The 17,502-nt window shown below is 64.7% G+C and carries 10 protein-coding genes and 1 pseudogene; 4 read left to right on the top strand and 7 right to left on the bottom strand.

Features of this window, described 5'->3' with window-relative positions; genetic code table 11:
• Positions 1 to 3 precede the first annotated feature (3 nt).
• The gene (locus QCE63_RS21445) at positions 4 to 897 is read right to left on the bottom strand and encodes an MBL fold metallo-hydrolase (RefSeq protein ID WP_309835841.1); all 894 of its coding nucleotides are present in this window, start codon (positions 895 to 897) and stop codon (positions 4 to 6) included.
• 28 nt (positions 898 to 925) lie between these two features.
• Complete coding sequence (locus tag QCE63_RS21440) at positions 926 to 2,257, bottom strand: MFS transporter (protein ID WP_309835840.1); 1,332 nt, start codon at positions 2,255 to 2,257, stop codon at positions 926 to 928.
• 906 nt (positions 2,258 to 3,163) lie between these two features.
• On the opposite strand from QCE63_RS21440, the gene QCE63_RS21435 reads away from it, so the two are divergent.
• Complete coding sequence (locus QCE63_RS21435) at positions 3,164 to 4,261, top strand: lipopolysaccharide biosynthesis protein (RefSeq protein WP_309835839.1); 1,098 nt, start codon at positions 3,164 to 3,166, stop codon at positions 4,259 to 4,261.
• A gap of 94 nt (positions 4,262 to 4,355) precedes the next feature.
• Here QCE63_RS21435 and QCE63_RS21430 read toward each other — a convergent pair whose 3' ends face one another.
• Together QCE63_RS21430 and maeA are read right to left on the bottom strand one after the other, a co-directional pair.
• A complete protein-coding gene (locus QCE63_RS21430) occupies positions 4,356 to 5,135 on the bottom strand; it encodes a malic enzyme-like NAD(P)-binding protein (RefSeq protein WP_309837290.1) in 780 nt (259 codons plus the stop codon).
• Complete coding sequence (maeA, locus tag QCE63_RS21425) at positions 5,132 to 5,980, bottom strand: oxaloacetate-decarboxylating malate dehydrogenase (protein WP_309835838.1); 849 nt, start codon at positions 5,978 to 5,980, stop codon at positions 5,132 to 5,134. Before maeA ends, QCE63_RS21430 begins: the two co-directional genes overlap by 4 nt.
• 278 nt (positions 5,981 to 6,258) lie before the next feature.
• On the opposite strand from maeA, the gene QCE63_RS21420 reads away from it, so the two are divergent.
• Positions 6,259 to 6,699: a hypothetical protein gene (locus QCE63_RS21420; protein ID WP_309835837.1), complete on the top strand. Its 441-nt coding sequence runs from the start codon at positions 6,259 to 6,261 to the stop codon at positions 6,697 to 6,699.
• Here QCE63_RS21420 and QCE63_RS21415 read toward each other — a convergent pair.
• Together QCE63_RS21415 and QCE63_RS21410 are read right to left on the bottom strand one after the other, a co-directional pair.
• Positions 6,681 to 7,328, bottom strand: coding sequence for an NUDIX hydrolase (locus tag QCE63_RS21415; RefSeq protein ID WP_309835836.1), 648 nt, complete (start codon positions 7,326 to 7,328; stop codon positions 6,681 to 6,683). The genes QCE63_RS21420 and QCE63_RS21415 overlap by 19 nt on opposite strands.
• A 6-nt stretch (positions 7,329 to 7,334) precedes the next feature.
• On the bottom strand, positions 7,335 to 8,147 hold the full coding sequence (locus QCE63_RS21410) for a helix-turn-helix transcriptional regulator (protein WP_309835835.1): 813 nt from the start codon (positions 8,145 to 8,147) through the stop codon (positions 7,335 to 7,337).
• Positions 8,148 to 8,306: 159 nt separating this feature from the next.
• Between QCE63_RS21410 and QCE63_RS21405 the strand changes: the two genes are divergently transcribed.
• Both QCE63_RS21405 and QCE63_RS21400 read left to right on the top strand, forming a co-directional pair.
• Positions 8,307 to 9,152: a carbon-nitrogen hydrolase family protein gene (locus tag QCE63_RS21405; protein ID WP_309835834.1), complete on the top strand. Its 846-nt coding sequence runs from the start codon at positions 8,307 to 8,309 to the stop codon at positions 9,150 to 9,152.
• Between the two features lie 60 nt (positions 9,153 to 9,212).
• Positions 9,213 to 10,550: pseudogene (locus QCE63_RS21400) on the top strand (APC family permease).
• Positions 10,551 to 10,601: 51 nt separating this feature from the next.
• Here the strand turns inward: QCE63_RS21400 and QCE63_RS21395 are convergent.
• On the bottom strand, positions 10,602 to 16,736 hold the full coding sequence (locus QCE63_RS21395) for an autotransporter-associated beta strand repeat-containing protein (protein ID WP_309835833.1): 6,135 nt from the start codon (positions 16,734 to 16,736) through the stop codon (positions 10,602 to 10,604).
• Positions 16,737 to 17,502 lie beyond the last annotated feature (766 nt).

The following is a 17,502-nucleotide window of genomic DNA, read 5'->3' as shown; positions in this document are numbered from 1 at the left end:
TGACTAAGCCTGCGGATCGGCCCAGCGCAGCGCGAGGCCGTTGCGCGCCTCGTCGATATAGCCCGCATGCGGCGCCATGAAATGCCCGGGCAATAGCAACGCGCGATGCTCGCAGCTGGCCTGCAGGACCCGCTCGCGCGTCTGCGCCGACTGCACCGGATCGATACATCCAAAGCAACTCCACTGCGGATACCGGACCTGCACCGGATGATGGATGATGTCGCCTGTCAACACGGCGCGCGCATCGTCGGACTTGACCCAGATCGCCACATGCCCCGGCGTATGCCCCGGCGCGGGTTCGAGCGTGAGGCAATCGGCAAGCTCCGCGTAGTCATCGACGATCATCGCCTGACCCGCTTCGATCACGGGCAGCACGCTGTCCTGATACGCGATCAGATGCGGGCCGCCCTTGCCCGCGTCGGCTGCGCACTTCGCTTCCCAGAACGCGTGCTCGCGCCGCGAGAACACATACTTCGCGTTCGCGAACGTCGGCACCCAGCGTCCGCCGACGAGCCGCGTGTTCCAGCCGATGTGATCGGCATGCAGATGCGTGCAGAGCACATAGTCGATCTCCTCGGGCGTCGCGCCGGCGGCGGCGAGGCGATCGAGAAACGGCGTGTCGAGTCCGCACCAGTCGGGCCGGCCGGGCCGGTCCTTGCCATTGCCGACGCAACCGTCGATGAGAATCTTGTGCTTGCCGGTATCGAGCAGCCACGAATGCATGCTGAGCAACAGGCGCCCCGAGGCCGCGTCATAGTGGCCCGGCGTCATCCATGAGAGATTCTCGGCCAGCGCCTCTTCGGTCGCCAGCGGAAAGAACTTCAGGAAGTTGAACGAGTGATCCACCATCTCTTCGACGAGCGTCGCCGTAATCTTGCCGATCCTGAATCGAATCATGTGGGTTGTCTCCTGATGAAGGGTGTGGTTACGCGGCGGCGGTTTCGCGCCGAGCCGTATCGTCCTGGACGGCCGCGGGTTCCGCCGCGCCCAGTTCCTGGCCGGCGGCCTCGCGCAGTTGCGTGATGCCGATCACCGAGATGACCGAGGCCAGCGCGATGTACGCCGCCAGAGGCCAGTAACTGCCTGCCCAGCCCACCATCAGCGCGGCGAGAATCGGCGTGGGACCGCTCCACACGACGGTGGCGAACTGATACGCCACCGACACGCCGCTGTAGCGGATAGCCGCATGGAACTGCTCGCCCATCAGGCTGGGTTGCGTGGCTTGCGTGCTGCCCTGACCGATCAGCGCAATCGAAATGGCCGCGACGATCATCGGATAGCTCGCGGTGTGGAGCATGGCATAGAAAGGAAAGATGAACAGGCCGATGAAGATCATGCCGCCCATATACACCCGCTTGCGGCCGATGCGATCCGAGAGCGCGCCGAAGATCGGCTGCGTGACGGTTTGCAGCAATGCGCCGATCATCAGGGCACGCAAGGCGAGCGGCCGCGGCACGTGCAGGTCCTGCGTCAGATACACGAGCGAGTAGACCGCGATGGCATAGAAGCTCGTGTTCTCCGCCGCTTGCGCGGCCAGCAAGGAAAGCGTCTTGCGCTTCTCGGTCCGGAGCACGGTTGCGATGGGCAGACGATCCTTCGCATTGGCCTTCTGCAGCTTCCTGAAGCTGGGTGATTCGGACACGCTGCGCCGAAGCACGATGCCGAATACCACCAGCACGCCGCTCACGAGGAACGGAATGCGCCATCCCCACGCGGCGAATTGCTCGTTCGAGAACATCGCCGTGGTCAGGGCCATGACGCCGGTCGACAACAACAAGGCAGCGGGAATGCCGCACTGAGGCCAGCTGCCGAATGCGCCGCGTTTCTTCGCCGGCGCATGCTCGATCACCATCAGCGTGGCGCCGCCCCATTCGCCGCCCACAGCGAAGCCTTGCAGGAAACGCATCACCGTCAGCAGGATCGGCGCCGCGACGCCGACTTGCGCATACGTCGGCAACAAACCGATGAGGAAGGTCACGCCGCCCATCATCGTGAGGCTCATGACGAGCATCGCTTTGCGGCCGATGCGGTCGCCGAAGTGACCGAACACAATGCCGCCCAGCGGCCGCGCAATGAAGCCGACCGCAAACGTCGCAAGCGAAGCGATGGTGCCCGCGACGGGATCGAAGGCCGGAAAGAACAGCTTGTTGAAGATCAGCGCCGCCGCCGATCCGAAGATGAAGAAGTCGTACCACTCGAGCGTCGCGCCGATCGCACTCGACCATGCGACGCGCCGGATATCGTTGTTATCGACCATGCTTGTCTCCTGCCACTCTTCGTTATTGTCTGCGCCACGAGGCAAGCGGTTTCAGCGTTGATGTCACCCGAACGGACGAACGCAACCCGACGCATGGCCGAAATAAAAACGGCAATGCAGAAGCTTTCGAGCGGGAGGGGTATCAGGCTGAGCACGCCAGTTTCGATGGCGCTGCCATGTCGATTCGCGATTTCCGAAACGACGAGTTCCGAGCTTAGTACCGGCGTCTCAGGGACGCTCGAATACCTGTTATGCGAAAGCCAATGACGCTGACAACAACTGGCTTGGCGCAATTCTGACCCGGTAAATTTTATTCAATACTCCTTCGATACCGCACGCGCGTTCGCGCTCAGGGTTTCTACGGTGAATATCTTGCGGCATTGCTGCAATTCTTGCTGCATCTCAAGTACGACAAAAGATTTTTTTACTGAGACAAGCGTTTACATTCATCTCATAAGAAGATAAAGTTCGTTCCGTTGATCAGGTTTTCGGCAATGCTTGCTGAATCGGGACAAGACCTCCGAGAAATCGGATTTTTTTACCGGTAGCGCGCAAACGTTGTACCAGCTCCGTCGACGTAGCCTTGAAAATGATCTGATGTTATTTCACGAGGCTTAACCGGGCGAATGACCCTTTCATTTGCTCGAATCTGCCATCCAGAGCGCTAGTCGTGTCACGCACTGGAACTTGTCGGTAAAAAATCCGTGTCGTCCCAACCGTCCGCCAGCGCGATGAGCGCGGCAGACAGGACTGGTGCGCTCATCTTCCGGATGACTAATCAATGTCATCTCCACGATGAGAATGGATTGAAGCGATTCAACGCAGTTTTGATCGCGCACTGACAGGTCCATCAAGCGTGTATGAATTCACGATCGTTGCGCTCACCCATTAGCCATGCTGATCGCAATGACGAATCGTAACCAAACCTCCGTTCGCCGCTTCAACGTTTTCTCCGCACGCAAGATCACGGCCGTCGCCACCGCCGTTCTCACCAGCGTCCTGCTCGCCGCTTGCGGCGGCGGTGACTCCGCCCTCGACGCAGCCGCCACCGCCAAGGCCGGCGACCTGCCGGACTCGACCGCGAAAGCCGCGACCAGCACCTCCATCTTCTACGGCGTGAATGGCCGCAACACCAACGGCGGCGCCTACGACGGCACGCCGGTGGCCACCCAGCTGGCGCAGCTGAAGGACCTCGGCGCGAAGATCTATCGCAATGACGTGTACAACGTGGCGTCGGCCGCTGTGGTCGCGAAGATGACGCAGACGATGGCCGCCGGCGGCGTGACCGTCTATCCGGTGCTGATGCTCGGCGCCAACTACAACAACGAGCAGGACGCCTACAACGCGGGCTACACGCTCGGCCGCCAGGTCGCGCAGACCTACAACTGGCAATACTACGAAGTCGCCAACGAGCTCGAAGCGCAGGCGCTGAACGGCAATGTCGACGGCACCAACTGGAAGCACTACAACAACCAGCCGTTCGTCGTCGCACGCGGCGTGTATCGCGGCCTGATCGCCGGTGTGAAGTCGGTGAACGGCTCGGCGAAGATCATCATCAACGGCACCTGGTTGCACTACTCGTTCTTCCAGATGCTCCTCGACGGTTCGCAACCCGACGGCACGCATGGCCACCCGACGGTCAACTGGGACATCACCGCGTGGCACTGGTACTCGGATCAGGGCGACATGACGCACGCATGCGGCGGCTCGGGCTGCTACGACATGCTGGCCGTGCTCAAGTCGATGGGCCGTCCCATCTGGATCAACGAATTCGGCGTCCGTCCGAACTACGGCTCGGATCAGCAGATCGCGAACTACATGGCCGGCAACACGATGATGGCCCAGTTCCAGAGCGTGGCGTCGAAGTACAACATCCAGTCGATCCAGCAATTCGAACTGTATGACGACAGCGAAGGCAACTTCGGCCTGCTGCGCGGCGACGGCAAGACGCAAAAGCCGGCTTACACGGCCTACAAGAACTTCGTTGCGTCCCACCCGATGTAATGCATGACGCGGGATCGGCCGATCCCGCGTGCATCAAGGTTTAACGAGCGACCCTTGCGGTCGCTCGTTGCGTTTTCGGCCCGTCCAGTCCGTACTACAACGGCCGATACGCGGGCACATAGGCGACCGCCTTCATGTGGGCAAGCAGATCGTCCGGCCGCTTCACGCGCGCCAGTCCCTGTTCGAAGATATATTCCGCCACCTTGGCGGCCACGTGCATCGACGCCTCGAAGATTCCACTCTGCGGCGGATAGATCAAACCCTTGCCGAGACTCTCGTCGCTGACCTGCTCGGCGACCGCCTTCGCCGCGACGATGAACATGTCTTCGGTTACGCGCGTCGCTTCGGTGGCAAAGACCGCCATGCCCATCGCGGGGAAGATGTACACGTTGTTGCCTTGTCCCGGCACGAACTGCCGTCCTTCGATCTCGACCGGTCCGAACGGGCTGCCGCTCGCGAAGATCGCCTGCCCTTTCGACCAGCGATACGCTTCCTCCGCGGTGCATTCGGAACGCGAGGTCGGATTCGAATAGGGGAAGATGATCGGGCGTTCGTTGATCTCGCTCATCGCTTCGATCACCGGCTGACTGAAGAGCTTGGGTACCGTGCTCACGCCGATGATGCCGGTGGGCCTCAGCGCGCGCACCGCATCGACGAAACTGTCGAGCGGTTCGTGATCGATCGCGAAGGGTTGCTGGAACGCCGCGAGATCCGTGCGTGAGCGGACCATCAGACCGTTGATGTCGAAGAGGCTGTTGCGCCGGCGGGCCGCGTCGATGTCGAGGCCTTCGAGCGCCATCGCCTGGCTGATGAGTTCGGCAATGCCCGTCGCCGCCGAGCCGCCGCCGAGGAACAGGAAGCGCTGCTCGGTCAGCTTCTGTCCGGAGATGCGCAGTGCGCCATAGATGCCGGCCAGTGCGACGGCCGCCGTGCCTGGATGTCGTCGTTGTAGGTGCAGATTTGGTCCTTGTAGCGGGCCAGCAACGGCACTGCGTTGAAGTTCGCGAAGTCTTCCCACTGGATGCAGCACTTCGGATAGGCGTCCTGCACCGCGGTCACGAACTCGTCGAGAAACGCGTCGTAGTCGGCGCCGCGCACGCGCTCCCGTCGCAGACCAAGATAGAGCGGGTCTTCAAGCAAGGTCTGATTGTTCGTGCCGACGTCCAGCATGACGGGCAGGCAATGTATGGGCGGCACGCCTGCGCAGGCGGTGTACAGCGCCAGCTTGCCGATGGGAATGCCCATGCCGCCCACGCCCAGATCGCCCAGTCCGAGAATGCGCTCGCCATCCGTCCCGACGATGAACCGAACGTCCGTTTCCGGCCAGTTGCCGAGCAGTTCCCTGACGCGCCCGCGTGCATCGATCGGAATGTAGAGGCCGCGCGTGGCCCGGAAGATCTGATCGAACTTCTGACACGCTTCGCCCACCGTCGGCGTGTAGACGATCGGCATGTAGGCGGCCGGGTCGGACATCAGCAACGCGTAGAAGAGTGTTTCGTTGCGCGCCTGCATGTCGGAGAGGAACAGGTATCGCTGCAGATCGCTATCGAGATGCGACAGCTCGGCATGCGTGCGCGCAATCTGCAATTCGAGCGAACTCACGCCGGGCGGCAGCAGCCCTTCGATTCGCCAGGCCTTGCGTTCTTCGAGTGTGAATGCTGTCCCGTGATTCAAGCGCGGATTGTGCAGGACGTCATAGCCATGTGTCTGAAGAGACATGATCGCTTCCCGTTGACGTGAGCCGAAGCACGTAGTGTAGGCAGACTTCACCGAACGATGAAGCAAAAACGCACGGCTTTTCGCGTATCACCGGGAGATGCGTCCAGCTCTTCGATCAGATGAATCGGATGAAGCGCTTATCAGCATCCCTATATGACAGACATTCGGCCACGCGCCTTGTTGCCGTCCTGGTCTGCCAATACTCTCGGTCAGAAGGCGCATTGCCGTCGATGCCGCCTCGATTCGTGGCACACCAACGAACGATCCATGGAGAAGACATGCGCGACACCCTGAGTTCCGTCATCGCAGGCGGGGCAGACACATCGGACATTGCGGAGCAGCACACGCGCTCCATCCTGTTCGCGGGAGGCACGAGCACCCGGACGATTGCCGGCATTGCACGGCGGCTTGCGGTGGCGGGACAACGCTTCGAGCTGCATCATTTCGTGCGGTCCATGGAACGCGGCGCGCAGCACGACGAGATCGATGCCCTGCGTCATCACGGCAAGGTGCATCGTCATGTGGATCTGCCTCATGCGCTCTTCGAACAGGCGTGTACGCACGCGCTGAGCCCGGCGCGCGCCAACACGCAGATCTATTGCAGCGGCCCGCCGGCATTCATGGATTTCATCGCGCATCATGCGCGCGATTGGGTGTATGCCGCCAACATCCATAGAGTGGGTCCGGGTGCGCAGACGCTTCAGTCGAAGTCCACCTGATCGCTGCGGCGCAATGCATCGAGCCGCCTGATCTGCTCGGGCAGGATGCGGCCCAGTGAAAGCGGCGGCAGCGCATCCAGCGGGAAGAAGCCGGTCTCGTTCGTCTCGCTGCCGATGATCTCGCCCGCCTCCGCAATGCGCCCGAGGAACACCAGCTTCCAGATATGGAACACGGACGGCGGGTGCGCATGCGCATTCATGTCCCACACAGCGAGCAGGCGCACGATATCGACGGTAAAGCCGCTTTCCTCGCGTGCTTCCTTCGCCGCGTTCGCAGCCGGAGACACGCCGATGTCAGCCCATCCGCCCGGTAGCGACCACCGGCCATCCGCGATTTCGCGCACCAACAAAATGCGCCCGCCGTCATCGAACACGGCGCAGCGCACGTCGAGCTTCGGATTCGCGTAGCCAGACTCAAACGCAAACAGTTGCGCGACATGCTGCGTGTCCATCGACGCCAGTTCCGCGAGTTGCGCATGCGCGATCTGCGCGATTTCCTCGTAACGCTCGCGGTCGAAATCGCCGGTGGCGTAGTGAAGTCCGGTCTGGGCAATCGCGAGCAGGCGGCGCGCCTGTTGCAAGCGCAGCTGCGCCTGCGCGACGGGTGTCGTGTGCAATGGGTTGATCATCAAGGCTCACTTCGCATCCATCTCGGACTCATAGAACATCGCGAAGAGTTCGGACTGTGAACTCACGCCGAGCTTCGCATAGATATGCTTCTTGTGAGCCCGCACGGTTTCGAACGAGATTGCCAGTTTCCCGGAGATCGCGCGTGAAGAAAAGCCGCGCAGGATCAGCATCGCCACTTCGGTCTCGCGCGCCGTCAGCACGCTTCGTCCACTCCGGCTGCCGAGCGTGCCGAAGCGCGCGGCCATGTGCTGGTCATCGCCTTCGACGGCCGCCGGTGCATCGTGCGCCGCGCCGCGCTCGAAGCGTACACGCTGCTGCATCAGCGCCAGCACCCACGGCGCATAGAGCGTGAGCAGCGCGGTCTCGCGATCGTCATAACGGCTCGTCTTGCCCAGCGACAGACCCATCGTCTCGTTCTGCCCGATGAACACGTTGAAATGCACTTCATCGCCGACGATATTGCGCTTGAAGTAGCGCTGGTAGTACTCGGTCATGCGGAAGTTGTCGGGCGCGACGTCGGCAAGCGTATAGAAGCCCGACTGGCGCATCTCGAAGGCGGCGAGATAGAACGGATCGAGCTGATACATCGCGGCCAGATAGTGCTGGAACAGCACGTCGATCTTGCCGTCGGGCAAAGCCTGCTCGGCCAGCACCTGCGGCGTGTCATCGCGCAGGAAGCGCAGCGCGACCCAGCTGTCGAACGCGACGTGACGTTCGAGCACGCGCGTGAGACGCGCCCAGAATTGCGGGCCGTCGAGGGCCTCGATGGCCGAGCCGATCTCCCGGTGAAAGGCGAGATCCCGCCATTCCAACTCCATGCAGTGCTCCTGTGGGGTACCCCGGATGGGTAATTTCTCGCCAAAAATATTACCTTGATAATCGGCCGTGACGCCGGCAGTCCAGGCGCGAATCATCCCATGGCGCGACGCATCCGTTGGATCGAGAGCGTCTGAAAGGAATATGGAAGGAGACGGGCAATGCAAGTGGAACTGGCGCAACTGCAACTGATCGACGGCGATCTCGCGCACAACACGCGCAAGGTCGTGCAGACGATCGCAAACGCCGACACCTCCGGCGGCACGAAGCTGATCGTGTTTCCCGAGACCACGCTGTCGGGCTTTCCGGTGCGCGAGAACGTGGCGCAACTGGCGCAGGCGCTCGACGGCCCCGCGCTGACCGCGGTGCGCGACGCCGCCCGGCAACGGCGCGTGGCCGCAGCGGTGGGGTTCACCGAGCGCGAGGGCGCGCGTTTTCACAACACGACGGTGCTCATCGACGAACGCGGCGAGATTGCTCTGCGTTATCGCAAGACGCATCTGTGGGCGTCGGACATCGGCATCTACACGCCGGGCGACCGCTTCTGCACCTGCATGTGGAACGGCCTGACCGTGGGGCTGCTGATCTGCTACGACATCGAGTTTCCCGAGACCGCGCGTGCGATTGGCGCGCTGGATGCCGACCTGCTGCTCGTGACGAACGGCAACATGGATCCGTTCGGTCCCATGCATCGACGCGCCATTGCCGCGCGCGCGATGGAAAACCAGATGTTCGCGCTGATGGTCAACCGCTGCGGTTCCGGCGACGAAGCATTGACGTTTCCAGGCTTGTCCGCGCTCGTCGATCCTTTCGGCGAGATCGTCACCGAATTGGGCAGCGCGGAGACCGTGGCGAAGGCGGACATCGACCTGAAGCGTCTCGAAGCCAGCCGCGAGCACTACAACTATCACCATGACGCGCGCGTTCCGCTGGGCCTGACGGCCGTGCAGGAAACCGATGGCACGCGCGCGCTGCTGATCGACGCGCGCGCCCGTAAAGCCGGCTGAAGGCACCGCGCTCCAATCGAAACACAACACCACCGGCCGCCGCTGCGGCCAGGAGACATCATGTCGACTTCATCCTCCGAACCCACGCATCTGAAACGCACGCTCGGCCTGCCGTCGGTGCTGCTGTTCGGCTTGGCCTACATGGCGCCGCTGATCGTCTACGGCACCTATGGCGTGCTCGCGAAAGCCAGCGGCGACACGGCCGCCCTCGCCTATCTGCTCGCGCTCATCGCCATCGTCTTCACGGCCTTGAGCTACGGCAAGCTCGCCCGGATCTTTCCGGTGGCGGGCTCGGCCTACACCTACACGCGCAAGACCTTCAACGCGCATCTCGGCTTCATGATCGGCTGGGCGACCTTGCTCGACTATTTCTTCCTGCCGATGGTGATCTGGCTGATCGGCGCGGCCTATCTCAACGCCGCGTTCCCGCATGTGCCGTCGTGGGTGTGGATCGTCGCGTTCATCGTGCTGACGAGCGGACTGAACATCGTCGGCATCGAACTGGCCGCGCGCTTCAACATCGTGCTGATGATCGTGCAGCTCGTGATCGTCGCGCTGTTCGTCGCGCTCTGCTGGCATTACGCGGCGGCGGTTGCCTGACCGGGCGGCATCGCGATGGCCGAGCCGTTCTTCAAGCCGCACGTGCCGCTCGGCGTAACCATGGCGGGCGCCGCGATTGCCGCCTATTCGTATCTCGGCTTCGATGCGGTTTCCACGCTCACCGAGGAAACCATCGATCCGAAGAAGAACATGCCGCGCGCCATCGTGCTGATTGCGCTGATCGGCGGCGCCATCTTCGTGATCGCGGCCTGGACGATGCAGCTCGCGCATCCCGGTGCCGAGTTCAAGGATACGGACTCGGCCGCGTTCGAAGTCGCGAAGATGATCGGCGGCGATCTCTTCGTGAGCGTGTTCCTCGCGGGCCTGATTCTCGCGCAGTTCGCCTCGGGCATCTCGGCGCAGGCGAGCGTCGGCCGCCTGCTGTATGCAATGGGACGCGATGAGATCCTGCCGCGGCGCATCTTCGGCTTCGTGCATCCGCGCTTCAAGACGCCGGCGTTCAACATCGCCATTGCAGGCGTGGTCGGTTTGATCGCGTTGAAAATGGATGTCGCGACGTCCACGTCGTTCATCAACTTCGGCGCGTTCCTCGCGTTCACGGCGGTCAATCTCTGCGTGATCCGCATCTGGCTGTCAGGGAATCATGGCGAGCGCCGTATCGGCATGCTGGGCGGGCTGGTGTTTCCGGCCATTGGCGCAATCGCCGATATCTGGCTGCTCGCGAGCCTCGAAACGCGGGCGCTCGTGCTCGGCGGCGTCTGGTTCGTGGTGGGGATCGCCTACCTGTGCTGGATCACGAAGTTCTTCCGGCAGGCGCCGCCGGAAGTGGCGCTGTAGGGCGTCCTGCGTACCGGACAGGCCGCGCGCCGGACGCGCGGCCTCCATGCTTCAGAACTTCCACTGCAGGTTGCCCGTCAGCGTGTGATCCTGCGCGCCGCCGCCGTACTGGCCGGAGTACTGCACGCCGAAGCTCAGGTTCTTCGTGATCGCGGCATCCACGCCCAGTTCGACCACAGCGGCATCCCGTGCGATCGGCACGCCCGTCACGTCGAACCCGCTGCCGCCCGCCACGAACGCCACGCGCGAGACCGGCGTGGTGTCGCCCATCGCGTGCCGCCAGCCGGCCATCGCGCGCGCGGTCAGCATGCCGTGCGCGCCGGGATAGAAGCGCCACGCGGCCCGGGCGCCGAGCGTCGAATAGGTGATGCCCTGGTTGTCGGAATCGCCCTTGAGCGCAGCGGGCCCGCTTTCTTCGAAGCCGTCCGACGACACGTTCACGTAGGCCAGCGCGGCGAACGGTTCCACCGCGACCGGTCCCGCCGCGAAACCGTAACCCACTTCGCCGAAGACCTGTCCGATCTTGGTCGTCTCACCCGAGCTTTCCTTCGCGTTGAAGCCCGAGAAACCGATCGTGCGATCCGTGTCCGCATGATTCCACGAGTAGCCGCCGCCCATGCGCACGCCCAGCGGGCCGTACTGCGCGCCGCCGTACAGCGCGAGGTGATAGCTGTCCACCGACGCGCTGGCGTTGAGGTCGTCGCTGATCGAGCCGTGACCGAAGCCCGCGGCCGCGCCCACGCGCCAGTGATCGTTCACGGCCGTATCGACACCGGCGAAGAAGCCGCTCGTGGTCTGCGTCACATCGGATACGCCATTCGAACCGTTCAGCCGGTCATGCGCGCCGTAACCTTGCGCCCAGACCGTCGGCCGCCACGGCGCGCGCTCGGCGCAAGCCGCGCTGGAACCGCGGTGCGTCGTGCCGCCCGCGCTCGTCGAAGTGTCGTCGCACATCGCGCCTTGCGATGACGACAATGCCGCCAGCGGTCCGTCCTCCACCGAGAAGCCGCGACGCAAACGGTCGGTGACGGCGTCGCGCAAGAGGCGGCTGTCGTCGACCAGCATGCTGCGCGTGCTCGCGTAGATCTCGCCGGCGAGCGTCGCGAAGCCCCAGCGGGCGCTCGGCGCGTCGGACAGGAAGATGGCATTGAACACCGGGTTGCCGACACCGAGCTGAGCGATGGCCGTAGCGGCCGCGCGCTGGTTCGGCGTTGCCGCGATCGACGGGAACAGCACGCCGTTCGGCACCAGCGACAGATACACGTTGTTGGCGTCGTAGCCGAGCGTCGGCGTGAGGAACACCAGGTTCGACGTCGCGTTGGTGAAGGTTCCGTTCACCCCGCCCTGCGACGTGAGGATGGTGTAGTTGTTGTCGAGCCCCCACTTGCCGCCGCCTGCCTGCACGTTGACGGTGCCGCCCTGGATCTGGGTCGTGCCGCCCGCCAGGATCTGGCCGCTCTGCTGCTGCGGATTCGCGCCGACGTTGTAGTTCGAGCCGGGTTCGAAGGTGACGTTGCCGGCGACGTTGAGCGCCTGTCCGGGCGTCGTGGCGGCTGCCGTGCCGCCGTTGTGGACCACGACGCTGCCGATCGTGCCGCTGCCCGACACTGTGCCGCCTGAACCCACCGTGACGGGTGCGGCGGGCATCGCGCCGGAGACGTCGAGCGTGCCGCCGCCCACCGCCACGGGGCCCGTGCTCGTGTTGGTGCCGGTCAGCGACAGCGTGCCATCGCCGACCTTCGTCACCGTGCCGCTGCCGCTGATGCTGCCGCCATAGGTCACGTTGTCCGAGCTGTTGAACACCAGCGAACCGTTGTTGTTGATCGGCCCGGTGATGCTGCCGCTGGTGCCGCCGTTGCCCACTTGCAGCGTGCCGCTGTTGATGGTCGTGCCGCCCGTGTAGGTGTTCTCGCCGGTGAGCGTGAGCGTGCCGGGACTCGTCTTGGTGACGCCGCCCGCGCCGCCGATGGTGCCGCCGTAGTCGCCGCCGCCCACCGCGATGCCGCCCGTGCCCACATTGACCGCCGATCCGGACACGCCGTTGAGCGTCGAGATGGCCACTTGCGTGGTGCCCGTGTTGAGCGCGCCGCCGTTGAGGGTGACGGTGCCGCTGCCGAGCGCGGTGCCCGTGTTCGCGGTGATCGTGCCGCTGTTGAGCGTGGTGCCGCCGCTGTAGTTGTTGTTGCCGGCGAGCGTCAGGTTGGCGGCGCCGTCCTTGGTGATGCCGCCGCCGCCCGTGACCGGCGAGGTCAGCGTGAGGTCGTTGCTGCCGCCGAAGGTCGCGCCCGTGTTCAGCGTGACCGCGTTGCCGATGGTGAGCGCCGTGGAGGTATCGAGCGTTGAGGGGGCATCGACTGTCAGGCCGCCGGAGCCGAGCGCGCCGGCATTGCCGAGCACGAGCGTGCCGCCCGCGAGCGAGGTGCCACCGGTGAAGGTGTTGGCGCCGTCGAGCGTCTGCGTGCCCGCGCCGGTTTTCACGATGCCGCCCGTGCCGCTGATGGTGCCGCCATAGACCGAGTCGCCGTTGACCGCCAGAAACAGGCTGTGCGAACCCAGCAGCACGCTGCCGCCCGCGACGCCGGACAGGCCGCCGAGCGTCGGATTCGTGCTCGCGCCGCTCACGTCGAGCACGGCGCCGGGCTGACCGATATCGACGACGCTCGCGCTGTCCAGCGAACCGCCTGCGCCGAGTGCGAGCGTGCCGGCGTTGATCGTCGTGTTGCCGGTGAAGGTCTGCGCGGCCGTGAGCGTCTGCGTGCCGCTGCCTTGCTTGACGATGCCGCCCGTGCCGCCGATGGTGCCGCCAAACGTGGTGTTGTTCGCATCGCCGAAAGCCAGCGTGTTGTCGCCCAGCGCGATGGAAGTGCCGCCCACGCCGCTCAGCGCGCCGATGGTCTGCGGCGTGTCCGCGCCGCTGACATCGAGCGCGGTGCCGGCGTTCGCGAGGTTGACCGCGCCGGTCGATGCCAGGCTGCCGCCCGCGCCGACCGCGACGGTGCCCGCATTCACCGTGGTGCCGCCGTTGAAGGTGTTGCCGCCGGTGAGCGTGAGCGTGCCGCTGCCGTTCTTGGTGACGCCGCCGGCGCCGTTGATCGCGCCGCCGAAAGTGGTGCTGTTGGCGTCGCCGAGCGTCAGCGCGTTGTTGCCCAGCGTGACCGCGGTGCCGCCGACGCCGCTCAGCGCGCCGATCGTGCGTGCGCCGTTCGCGCCGCTCAGGTCCAGTTCGGCGCCCGTGCCCGACAGATTGACGCCACTGCCCGGCGCGAGGTCGCCCGCGCTCGCGAGCACCAGCCTGCCCGCGTTGATGTTCGTGCCGCCCGTGAAGGTCTGCGCGGCGGTGAGCGTTTCCGTGCCCGTGCCCAGCTTGACGATGCCGCCCGTCCCGCCGATGGTGCCGTTGAAGGTGGCGTTGCCTGCATCGCCGAAGCCGAGCGTGTTGCCGCCGAGCGCGACCGAGCTTCCGCCGACGCCGCTCAGCGCGCCGATCGTCAGCGGCGCGCCTGCGCCGCTCACATCGAACGCGGTGCCGGCGTTGGCGAGGTTCACCGCGCCGGTCGGAGCGAGACTGCCGCCCGCGCCCACCGCGATCGTGCCGGCATTGACGGTCGTGCCGCCGGTAAAGGTGTTCGCGCCGGTCAGCGTCTCGGTGCCTGCGCCGTTCTTGACGATGCCGCCCGCGCCGTCGATGGCGCCCGCGAAGGTGCCGTTGGCGGCGGTGCCGAAGGCGAGCGTGTTGTTGCCGAGGCCGACGACGGAGCCGCTCACGCCGTTCAATGCGCCGATCGTCTGCGGTCCGCTCGCGCCGCCGATGTCGAAGCCTGCGCCGGGGCCGGTCAGCGTGACGGACGTCGTCGGCGTGAGGCTGCCGCCCGCGCCCAGCGCGAGCGTGCCGTCGTTGATGGTCGCGCCGCCGGTGAAGGTGTTCGCGCCGGTGAGGGTTTCGGTGCCCGTGCCGGTCTTGACCAGCCCGCCGGTGCCGGAGATCGTGCCGCCGAAGGTGGCGTCGTTCGCGTCGCCGAGTTGCAGCGTGTTCGCGCCCAGCGTCACGTTGGTACCGGCCGCGCCCGCGAGTGAGCCGATGGCCGGCGCCGTGGTGGCGCCGCTCACGTCGAGCGCCGCGCCCGCGTTCACCAGGTTGACGATGCCGGTCGGCGACAGGCTGCCGCCCGCGCCCAATGCGAGCGTGCCGGCATTGATGGCGGTGCCGCCCGTGAAGGTGTTGGCGGCGGTGAGCGTTTCGGTGCCCGCGCCATTCTTGACGATGCCGCCCGCGCCGTTGATCGTGCCGGCGAACGTGCCGTTGGCGGCGTCGCCGAATGCGAGCGTGTTGTTGCCCAGGCCGATGACCGAGCCTGCTGCGCCGTTCAACGCTGCCACGGTCTGCGGTCCGCTTGCGCCGCTGATGTCGAAGCCGGTGTTCGATCCGAGCGTGAGCGCGCCGGTCGCGGCCAGACTGCCGCCCGCGCCGATGGCCAGCGTGCCCGCGTTGACGTTGGTGCCGCCGGTGAAGGTGTTCGCGCCGGTCAGTGTTTCGGTACCCGTACCGTTCTTTACGATGCCGGCCGTGCCGCTGATCGTGCCGCCAAAGGTGGCGTTGGTCGCATCGCCTAAGGTCAGCGGGTTCGCGCCCAACAACACCGACGTGCCGCCGACGCCGCTCAACGCGCCAATCGTCTGCGCGCCGGTTGCGTTTGTCAGGTCGAGCGATGCGCCGGTTCCGGCGAGATCGATCGCGCCTGTCGGAGCGAGACTGCCGGTAGCGCCCAGGGCGATGCCGCCTGCGTTGATCGTCGTGCCGCCGGTGTAGGTGTTCGCGCCGGTCAGGGTTTCGGTCCCCGCACCATTCTTGACGATGCCGCCCGTGCCGCTGATCGTGCCGCCGAACGCGCCGTTGTTGGCATCGCCGAATGTCAGGGTGTTGGCTCCGAGTCCGATCAACGAACCCGTCACGCCGTTCAGCCCGCCGATGGTCTGCGGCCCGCTCGCCCCGGCGATATTGAAGCCCGCCCCCGCGCCCGTGAGCGTCACCGCGCCGGCCGGCGCCAGGCTGCCGCCCGCGCCCAGCGCCAGCGTACCCGCGTTGATGCTGGTGCCGCCGGTGTAGGTATCCGCGCCCGAAAGGGTCAAGGTGCCCGTGCCGTTTTTCGTGAGGCCGGCGGTGCCCGACATCACGCCTGAGAGCGTCGTGCCGTTCGCGCCCTGCACCGTGAGGCCGCCCGTGCCGAGGGTCACCGCGTTGCCGACCGTCAGGCCCGCTGTCCCCGCCTGGATCGTGCCGCCGGTCGAGGTGATCGTGCCGGTGCCGAACGCGCCGCCGTCGTTGAAAATGGCCGTCGAGCCGCCGAGGAGCGTCGTGTCCAGCACCGTCGAGGCGCCGTTGAGCGTCCAGGTGCCGCTGTTCAAGCCGAGATGCTGGAAGTTGATGTAGTTCGACGTATTGATGGTGCCCGCCGTCGGACCGCCCCCCGCCTGCGTCAGCAAGAGCGTGTTGTTTCCGCCCGCGCCGCCGTCCACGATGCCCGGCACGGCGAAGCCCAGCGACAGCCCCGCGATGCCCAGCACGTTCAGGCTCGCGCCGGGCGCGGTGTTCACGGACGAACCGGTCTGCGCCGTGAAGGTATTGGTCGTGCCCGCGCCCATCGACACGCTGCCGTTGATCGTGCCGCCATTGACGAAGGTGTTGCCCGGGCCCGAGGTCGGCGCCTGGAGCGCGACCCGCCCGTTGATGGTGCCCGTGTTGGTGAAGTCGGTGCGCGCGCCGCCATAGGACGCAGCCACGGCCGCATCGTTGGGAATCAGAGTGATGCCCAGCAGCGCCGCCGAGCCCAGCGTGCCGCTGTTGTTGATCGTCGTGGTGCCGCCCGTGCCGTTCTGTGCGACCAGCGCCAGGCCGGTCAGGTCGGCGAGATTGAGGCCGAGCAGACCGGTGGTACCCCTGATCGTGCCGGTGTTGGTGATCCCGACCGTGTTCGCCGACGAATTGCCCACCACCGCGCCCGTCGCCAGCACGCTTAGCACGCCGAGCAGCGAAGGATCGACGGTGCCGTTGTTGACGAGCGTCGGATTCGCGCCGGACATGCTCAGCGCCGTGCCGAGGCCTGGTGTGAGCGTCGCGCCCGGCTGGACCGTCACTGTCTGTTGGGGCGTCGTGCCGACAAAGGCGCCATTCACGCCCGTGCAGGACACCGAAGTCGTGCCGAGGCAAAGCGCTTGCGCGCTGGTGCTCGCGAGGCCCGCGATAATCGCCAGGGAAAAAGAGATGAATAAGGGAAGGGAGTTAAATCGACCGAAACGGGTGCGTGCGACCAAATCATTTTTTCTTGCAAAGCTGTTTTCGACGGCCATCGTCAGCTCCGGCTTGCGCGCATCGTCGACCGCTCCCGACATGGCGGGAGCGGTTTTCAGGCGCACGCAGTTCTCTCAGGTTATGAGCCGACAAACGGGTCCTTTTAGCACGGGTTGTGGAAACGTTTGCGTCGTTCCTCAGGCTGACGGCGCTTTCGCTTCACACCCGCTTCAAAACAAGCCAGGACTCCTGTTTCGTCGAGCTTCTCTCTTAACGGCTTAGCGCAAGCATAGGCCACCCTCTCTTTCGCCTTCAAGCCTGGTTGTCTCTCAACCGACGCCTTGAAGAGGAAAATTATTCTCCTCAATCCAATGATCATATCAATCAAACCTTGATATTGTTTCAATAAACGAAATCGTCCGACCCATTTCTCTTTTAATCATCCAGTTTCATTCTTTTTGCATCCCCGTTTTTTTAACGGCTAGAAACTTGAGTAAAAGACAACATGCAGAAAAAATAACCCGGGATAATCATGCGATCGGCAATTTATTTAGCGTCAGCAATTCGCTTTCCCAGATCTGATAAGCTTCGATTCAAAGTTTTAATCGAGCGACATGACCCGATAAGGCGCCGTTTAAAATGCCGCACTGCCGCAATGACATGCGT

Source organism: Caballeronia sp. LZ065 (assembly GCF_031450975.1).
Lineage (GTDB): Bacteria > Pseudomonadota > Gammaproteobacteria > Burkholderiales > Burkholderiaceae > Caballeronia.
The sequence above is the reverse complement of the archived record's forward strand: the minus strand, read 5'-3'. Positions and strand labels throughout refer to the sequence as shown.

Coding starts and splice junctions, on each gene's coding strand:
- QCE63_RS21410 (WP_309835835.1), bottom strand. CDS start 8,147: ATGGAGTTGGAATGGCGGGATCTCGCCTTTCACCGGGAGATCGGCTCG.
- QCE63_RS21405 (WP_309835834.1), top strand. CDS start 8,307: ATGCAAGTGGAACTGGCGCAACTGCAACTGATCGACGGCGATCTCGCG.
- QCE63_RS21435 (WP_309835839.1), top strand. CDS start 3,164: ATGACGAATCGTAACCAAACCTCCGTTCGCCGCTTCAACGTTTTCTCC.
- QCE63_RS21415 (WP_309835836.1), bottom strand. CDS start 7,328: ATGATCAACCCATTGCACACGACACCCGTCGCGCAGGCGCAGCTGCGC.
- QCE63_RS21445 (WP_309835841.1), bottom strand. CDS start 897: ATGATTCGATTCAGGATCGGCAAGATTACGGCGACGCTCGTCGAAGAG.
- QCE63_RS21440 (WP_309835840.1), bottom strand. CDS start 2,257: ATGGTCGATAACAACGATATCCGGCGCGTCGCATGGTCGAGTGCGATC.
- maeA (WP_309835838.1), bottom strand. CDS start 5,980: ATGTCTCTTCAGACACATGGCTATGACGTCCTGCACAATCCGCGCTTG.
- QCE63_RS21420 (WP_309835837.1), top strand. CDS start 6,259: ATGCGCGACACCCTGAGTTCCGTCATCGCAGGCGGGGCAGACACATCG.